The sequence below is a fragment of the Streptomyces sp. H27-H5 genome, from assembly GCF_026627505.1.
Classification (GTDB): domain Bacteria; phylum Actinomycetota; class Actinomycetes; order Streptomycetales; family Streptomycetaceae; genus Streptomyces.
This window is the reverse complement of sequence record NZ_JAPNLK010000190.1, coordinates 1-6,913: the sequence shown is the minus strand read 5'-3', so window position 1 is coordinate 6,913 and position 6,913 is coordinate 1. Positions and strand designations below refer to the sequence as shown.

Here is a 6,913-nt window from a genome sequence, read left to right as displayed (position 1 = left end):
GGGGCCAGGTTGCCGCTCTGCCGGACGTGTACGGGGCCGGGCGCCGTACCCCCGCCGTCACGGATGCGGCAGCGTGAGGCGAACGCACCGCCCGGCCGTGGCGGGCGGGGAGCTAGCAGCTGCCGCGCTCCAATGGCGGCCGGTGTGGTCGCTCCGCGTCGGTGCGGGTCTCGTCGTGGCACATGAGCGTGTCGTCCGTTGCCTCCCGCACCACCGTGGGCAACCACCGCCCAAGGCCCGTGGGTGGGATAGAACCGGCCGGTTAGCGTGTGCAAGCTAAAACCATTCGGGGCAGAAACACCGGAGCCCGCACCGGCTTTCGGTGCGGGCTCGGTGCTGCCACTTCGGGGTTAGAAGGGGTCGGGACGTTCCGCGATTTCCCTGATCCGGTCCACCACCGCGCGGCAGTCCCCAAGGGCTCGATGCCCTCCGTTGAGCCGCTGCCAACTCCAGCCGCCCCAGTAGCTCGACCACTCCCCGACGTGGACGGCGTACGCCTGCATCGCACACCGGCCCCACTGCTGGGCCTGCATCCATTCGACGGCGGCCGGGTGCCACTCCGCTGGCGCGATGTTCGCGCCGGACGGGGCGGGCGCCTTGTCCCGGTGGTGGCGGTCCAGCTCGTACCGCAGTACGCCGTAGTCGTACTCGCGGTTATAGACGATCACCTGGCGGCCGGCCAACGCGTCGGCAATCCGCGGGAGGACGGCGCCGAACGTGGGCGCCTGCTCCACGTCCTCGTCCGTGATTCCGTGGATCGCGGATGACTCGGCGGGGATGGCGGACCCGGGGTGTACGAGGGTGTTGAGCAGTACGGTTCCGGCCCCGTCGGTGATGCTCATTTCCACCACCTTTGCGTCCCACTCAAGGCCCGTGGTTTCAGTGTCCAGTACGGCGAATTTGTGGGGTGCCTCGACCACTCGGCGGGCCCACTGCCGTACCGGCCCTAGCTCGTCCCATCGTGCCCGCTCTGCCGCACGGCGGGACTCTTCCGCCCTGCGTTCCTGCTCGGCCAGGCACGGCCCGCAGGTACGAGGGAATCCCCACGCTCGGCCGTAGTTGTCGGCGGCGTCTGCGGCCTCGACCTCCTCGCGGGTCGCGGTCTGCGTGTCGCACTCGGGGCAGTGCCGGCGGGTGAGCCTGTCGGCGACTTCCCGCCCAGCCTGCTTCGCTCCCGTGCACGCGGCGCACTGGCGGCCCGGTTGAACGCTGGCACGGTCGTTGAAGCGAGTAGCGCAGCGTCCGCACGTCCGCTCCCACAGCTCGCGTGCGGCCTCGTCGCACGCAGCGCACATCCGGCCCTGTACCGGTAGCCAAGGCGCGCTGCGTTCCCACAACGGGGAATCCGCGGTGACCTCGCAGAGCACGCACGTGCGGCGGGCAAGACGCTGGCGCTGCTGCAACGCGGACAGGGGTCGCATCCTGGCCGCCTCGTCCACCCGGTACAGCGGGACGTTGTAGTACGTCCGCCTGCGGATGCGGAGGAACGCGCGGGGTTTCTGTCCTTCGGCGAGCTTGAGCCGACGGTCTGTGAGCTGTCCTTGGGTGCACAGGTTCTCCGGCGCCGTTCCCGGAGCGAACACCGGCAGTCCCTCCGCGTACGCGACGGGCTGAGCCGTGATCTGCGCGGCGTTCTGCGTCGTGCTGGTGGTCGTCTTCATGTACTCCCCAACCTCCCTTTGGGTCCGGGGTTACGGGCCTATTCCGCCTCGGTCTCGCGCTCGGCGAAAGCCGGAATCTGCCCCGGAATCACCTCGACGGGCTTCGGGTTGTCCGCTGCCTTCTGGGGACCTTCACCAGCCGGCGTCTTGCGCCCCCGGGGGGCCTTCTCCTTCTTAGCCCCCTCCATCTCCTTGCGCAGGGCCTCCAACTCGTCGGCGAGCTTCGTCCGGGCCTCTTCGGCTCGCTGGGCGGCGGCTTCGGCGGTCTCGGCCCGGAGGTTGGCGGCCACGGCCTCTCGGTCCGCGCGGCGCCGCTCCTCGACCTCGCGCGCGAGCTGGGCGGCCACCTCGTCGCGGTGCTTCTCTGCGGCAGCAATCTGCTTGTCTGCTCGCTCCCCGGCCTTGTCGGCCCGCGCCTCGGCCTGCTCCCTGCGCCGGTCTGCCTCACCCGCGAGTTTCTCGGCGGCGACGCGCTGACGGCTTGCCTCCACCACCTGTTCGCCGGCGCGGTCACGTTCGCCTCGGGCGTCCTTGGTCTCCTGCATGGCGGCGGCATAGCCCTTCGCCAATTCCTTCGTCTCCTCCTCGGCTTTGGTCTCGCGCGCTTCGGCGCGGGCCTGTGCCTCTGCGGCGGCGGTCGCGCGGGTCACGGCGTCCTCGGCCTCGCGGCGGGCGTCGGCGCGTTCCCGCTCGGCCTTAGCCCGCAGCCGGCTCGCCTCGTCGGCGCGGCTGATGGCCCGGTCGCGCTCTCGGCCGGCCTCCTCCGCGAGTGCCTGAGCGGCCGCCGCGTCCTGGCGTGCCTGGTCGCGCTCGCCGGTCGCCCGCTCACTCTGGGCCACGGCATCGGTCGCGATGCGCTCGGCGGATTCGGCGCGCTGCACGGCGGCGTCCCGCGCGGCCTCGGCGAGCTCCTGGGCGGCCTCGGCGGCCTTGGCCTTCTCCTCCGCGATCCGCTGCCGGTGAGCTGCTGCGGTCGCCCTGTTCTCGGCGTCTTCCCGGGCGGTGTCGGCGGCCTCCCGCGCGGTCCGGTCCCTCTCCGCAACGGCCTGTGCCGCGTCGCGATCCGCGGCCGCCTGCTGTGCCTCGGCACGGGCGGTGGCTGCCTCCGATCGGGCCTCGGCGGCGGTCTGGTTGGCCTGGGCCACGTCGCGCATGTTTGCGGCCCGCGCGGCCGCCAACCTGGCTTCCACACCTTCGGGCGAGTTGAGCTTTTTGATCTCCGTCCGAGTGTCGGCCGCCACCTGTTCCAGCCGCGTCACGGTCTCCTCCATGCGGAGAATCTGACCGGGCAAGCCCGGCGCGTTGCGCTCACGTGCCCGTGCCTGGCGAGCGGTGGCCTGGCACTCCTTCGTGCAGTACTCCGGCGGCCTGCCCTTCTCGCTCGCGGGCCTCGCCCGGACAATCGACGCACCGCAGTTGGCGCACGGCTCGGGCCAGTAGCCGTAAGGTGCCTCCTCCTCTCCGTCGTCGTCGCTGCCCTGGTTCACGGGCCGCTGCGGGTCGTCTTGGTCCTCGTTCACGTACGCGGGCCTTTCCTGTTCCGAACTCGGTTGGTGGCTTGGTCTTCTGGGCCGGTCCCTGATCGTCCCGCACCGGCGGGCGTGATCATTTCGCCTCGGTGTTCTGCGGGACGGCATGCGCGGCGAACCGATGTGCTCAGAGCCCTTCGGGCAGCTCCTCGGGACGCGTGTTCGCCGCCCGCCACCGCTGGGCGTCCTCCTCGGTGACGAACCGCCAGTCGTCCCGCCCGTCGACCCGGCGCGGCATCGTCTGGATGACCCACCGGCCACCCGCGGATTGCCACAGCCGCTCGTGGAATGCGGGGCTGCCTGCCGAGGGCTCGTACGCCTCGGCCGTCTCAGTGTCGAACCAGCCGGCGAACGTCTCGCCCGGCTCGTCGCTGTCGGTGATGTACCGCTTCGGCACGTCGTCCTCTTCGTGTTGTAGGTGGTCCGGTGCGCGGCCGCCGGCTCCTCGACGGCGGCGGCCTGGTCGTGCTCGTGGTCCTGGTGCTCGTCCTCGACGGCGGGCAGGGGCTAGGTCGCGCGGTGGGTTCGGGCGGCGGCCGACTTCGCGCATGCGCGGGGGGCCGGTCGGGCGGCGTCTCGTGTGCGCAGGGTGGCGGGCCTGGTGGTGGCGGGCTGCCGGTGGGTTCCCGTGCGGGGTCGGCGTGTGCGGCGGGCCCGCGCGGGGGTCGGGCTGTGAGTCGCCGGCGGAGTGGCCGGCTCGACGGCGACGGGCTCGACGGCGGTCGGCTCCGGGGTGGGCTGCTCGACGGTGGCTGTCCACGGGTCGATGGGGTCCTGAATCCAGAGCTCGGCGGCCACGGCGCTGGCTCGCTCCCACAGGGGTCGGCGGGCGTCGTCCCGTACGGGCCGGGGCCCTTGTGCCATGGACGCGGTGAGGTGTGACAGGACCTCGGATCGGTACCGGCGGCCAAGGGTCCTGACCTCGGTCGGGGTGTAGTCGTCCAGTACTCCCGACAGGACGGTCATCAGGCTGCGGCGCCATGTGCCGTAGCGGCGGGCGGCGCGGGTGGCCAATCGCTCCAGCCTGGTCATGACGGAGGTCAGTACGGTCAGCATGTGGTCGACGGCTCGGGCGGGGCCGGTGATGTCGACGTGGCGCCACTGCTCGGCGCCGGTGTGGGTGCCGTCGGCCAGTAGCCGGCGCGGGCTTGTCGTCTGAACTCCGAGGATGCGGGCCACCTCCAGCACCATGGCGCGGTGGTCGCGGGCTCGGTGGGCGCGGCTGGCGGGGAGGGTGATGCGGGCCTGGCTCTGACTGCCGGTCTGGTGGTGGCGGGTGATCTCGGCGCGTACGGCGGGCCGGCGCTTGGGTGCCTGGGCTTCCTCGTGGGCGGCCTGCTCGGCATACTGCTCGGCCCATCCGTCCTCGTCGGCCTCGACCTCGGGAACGTGCGGGGCCGGTGCGATCGCGCTCCGGCAGGCTCCGCATCGGGCGTCCAGCTCCCAGGATGCGGGGCAGGCTCCGCATCCGTACATCGCCCGCTGGGCCCGGCGGCGCTCGTCGGCCTCCTCTTGGGCGGCCTTGGCGGCCCGCTCGGCCTCGTCGGCGGCCTCCCATGCGGCTTGGCGGGCTACGAATTCCTCGCGGTCGATGGCGGCTTGTCGCATCTGGGCGGCGAGCCATTCGCGGGCGGCGGCCTTACGGCGCTTGTCCTCCTCGCCTTCGGGGAGGCAGGGGAGGAGCTCGGCGCGCTTGCCGTGCGCGCGGGCGCGGTTGACGCGGCGGCTGCGGGCGCGAAATGCGGTGTCGGTCATGAGGGCGGCCGGGACGGCGCGGAGCCAGCAGGCGGCTTCCACGCCGTCGGCGGTGGCGGTCACGATTCCCTCGGCCTCGGTCAGGAATCCGCCGGCCGTGAGGGCGTTGACGCGCTCGGCGGCGATGCGGCGGCCGGTGGGGGTGCGCCGGTAGGTACCGGTGCCGTCGGCGTGGATGCCGTGGGCGGCCGCGTATTCGACGGTCTCCAGGTGGGGGAGCGTCCAGCAGAGTGCGGGTGCGGTGTCCTCGGCCAGGCGCTGACTCAGCCATGCGGCCGTGTCGAACTCGTCGGCGGGGTCGTCGTCGTGGGTGAGGCGGGAAGCAATCTCACGGGTTGTCAGCACCTGTTCACTCTACCATTTACGCGATTACCATTACCAGTAATTGAGAAAATGACTGTTAGCGAACGGCTGCCAGTTTTTCGCGGGGTGGGTGGCCGGCCTCTCGCCGGCGGGTCCTGCTCGGGGGCTCCACCCTTCGGCGGTAGCCGGCCGGGGGCGTCGTGCCCGTGACGACAGTTTTAGCGTGTGCAAGCTAAATTCCCTCGGCCCTGGCTCGTCGCCGGCCCCTGAGGGATTTCCGGCTTCGTGCTCCGCGTACTGTGTGCGCGCTCTGGGCTTGGGTCCTGTCGGCGGTCGTTCGCTGCGGTGGTCACCGTGGTGACGCTCCGACTCGATCGACCGTGGACAGACTGTACCGTCTTCCTCCCCTCCCTCACGCGCTTCTCTGCTCGGTCGGGCGTGTCGCCTCTCCGGCGGCCTGCTCGGCTGCGGTACGGCGCACCGCGTGCCACTCGGCCGTGACCTGGCCTCGCCAGGTCACGCAGCGCTCGCCCGGGGCGGCCTGGCAGTGCCGGCAGTGCTGGCGGGCGGGCAGTACGGCCCGGCGGCGGCGCTGCTGCGGCTGCTGGGCTCCGGTGGGGCTGAGGTGGGCAGGGTCGATGATCTGGCCGCGCTGGGCGAGCTGTTGGGCGTGGGCGAGCATACCGGCGGCGCCGATGCGCTCGGCCTCGATCTCGCGGGCGCGGGCGTGGTCGGGGCTGCCCGTGCTGGTCCGGGGGTAGGCCCGTGCGCCGGCGGCCATGCCGGGGATCACCTGCTGATCGGGGCCGGGCCGCAATCCGCGGCGGCGCTTCTGCGTCCTGGTGAGCCGACTCCACTCCTCCTCGCTGGCCCACCAGTCGTGCCCGGCCTGGTCGACGCGGGCCTGAACGGCCAGGTGGGCCGTCCTCGTTGCCGTGCCGGTCTCCTGGCCTGCCTCGTACAGGGGGCGGCCCGTGGGCACGTACGTCGTGGCTCCTCGGCGGGGGCGCGCGGTTGTGATGAGTTGGAGGGCCTGGGCCTGCCTGAGGTGTCGCAGCGTGGCACGGCGGCCGTAGCCGGTGGCGGCCGTGATCTGGGCCAGGGTGGGCCGGTCCTGCTCCTGGACCTGCCACAGGGTGCGGGCGGCGTGGTGCCCGAGGGTGTGCCAGAGCCCTGCCTGCTGGTGGGTGATCAGGGACCGGAGGTAGGTGGGGAGTTCAGGGGGCGGGGCGGCGGCGTTCCGCCTTCTGTCAGACCCCGGGTGAACTGGGGAAACGGTCTCAGGGAGCGCGTGAATCGCGCACCGGTGGCCCTTGTGCTCGGGGCACCTGTGCTCGGTCGCCAGGGTCACCCGGCGGGCCTGTCCCGCCCTGCGGTTGGCCTCGGCGGTGACGGTGAGCCATCCGTCCCTGATCAGGCGCCACAGAGCCAGGGATGCCGTCTGGTACGTGTACCCGGCGAGCGTGCCGACGCGCCTCACGTTGGCGGACACGTCGGTGGTGCTGGCGCTGATCATGAGCCAGGCCACGGCCGTGAGTGAGGGTGGGCCGAGATACGGCCGAAAGGGATAGCAGGGCGATCTTGAGCGGGTGACCGGTTCCCTTTGTGCGGCTATCGGTGGGGTTTGCTGGTGTCGCGGAGGTTGCGCATGGTGGGGTCGTCGTT

Annotated in this window: 5 protein-coding genes; all 5 read right to left on the bottom strand. The window is 72.0% G+C overall.

All coding sequences use genetic code 11. The features are described from left to right. Positions 1–350 precede the first annotated feature (350 nt). Positions 351–1,661 (bottom strand): 3'-5' exonuclease, encoded by a 1,311-nt coding sequence (locus tag OTB19_RS41035; RefSeq protein ID WP_267803962.1) that lies wholly within the window; start codon positions 1,659–1,661, stop codon positions 351–353. Between the two features lie 38 nt (positions 1,662–1,699). Further along, entirely contained in the window at positions 1,700–3,181 is a 1,482-nt protein-coding gene (locus tag OTB19_RS41030) for a hypothetical protein (RefSeq protein WP_267803961.1), read from the bottom strand. A 136-nt stretch (positions 3,182–3,317) separates the two neighbouring features. Next, the gene (locus OTB19_RS41025) at positions 3,318–3,587 is read right to left on the bottom strand and encodes a hypothetical protein (RefSeq protein WP_267803960.1); all 270 of its coding nucleotides are present in this window, start codon (positions 3,585–3,587) and stop codon (positions 3,318–3,320) included. A gap of 110 nt (positions 3,588–3,697) precedes the next feature. Next, complete coding sequence (locus OTB19_RS41020) at positions 3,698–5,290, bottom strand: hypothetical protein (RefSeq protein WP_267803959.1); 1,593 nt, start codon at positions 5,288–5,290, stop codon at positions 3,698–3,700. Between the two features lie 370 nt (positions 5,291–5,660). Further along, positions 5,661–6,776 carry a hypothetical protein gene (locus OTB19_RS41015; protein WP_267803958.1) on the bottom strand — a complete coding sequence of 372 codons (1,116 nt, stop codon included), beginning with the start codon at positions 6,774–6,776 and terminating at the stop codon, positions 5,661–5,663. Positions 6,777–6,913: the final 137 nt, after the last annotated feature.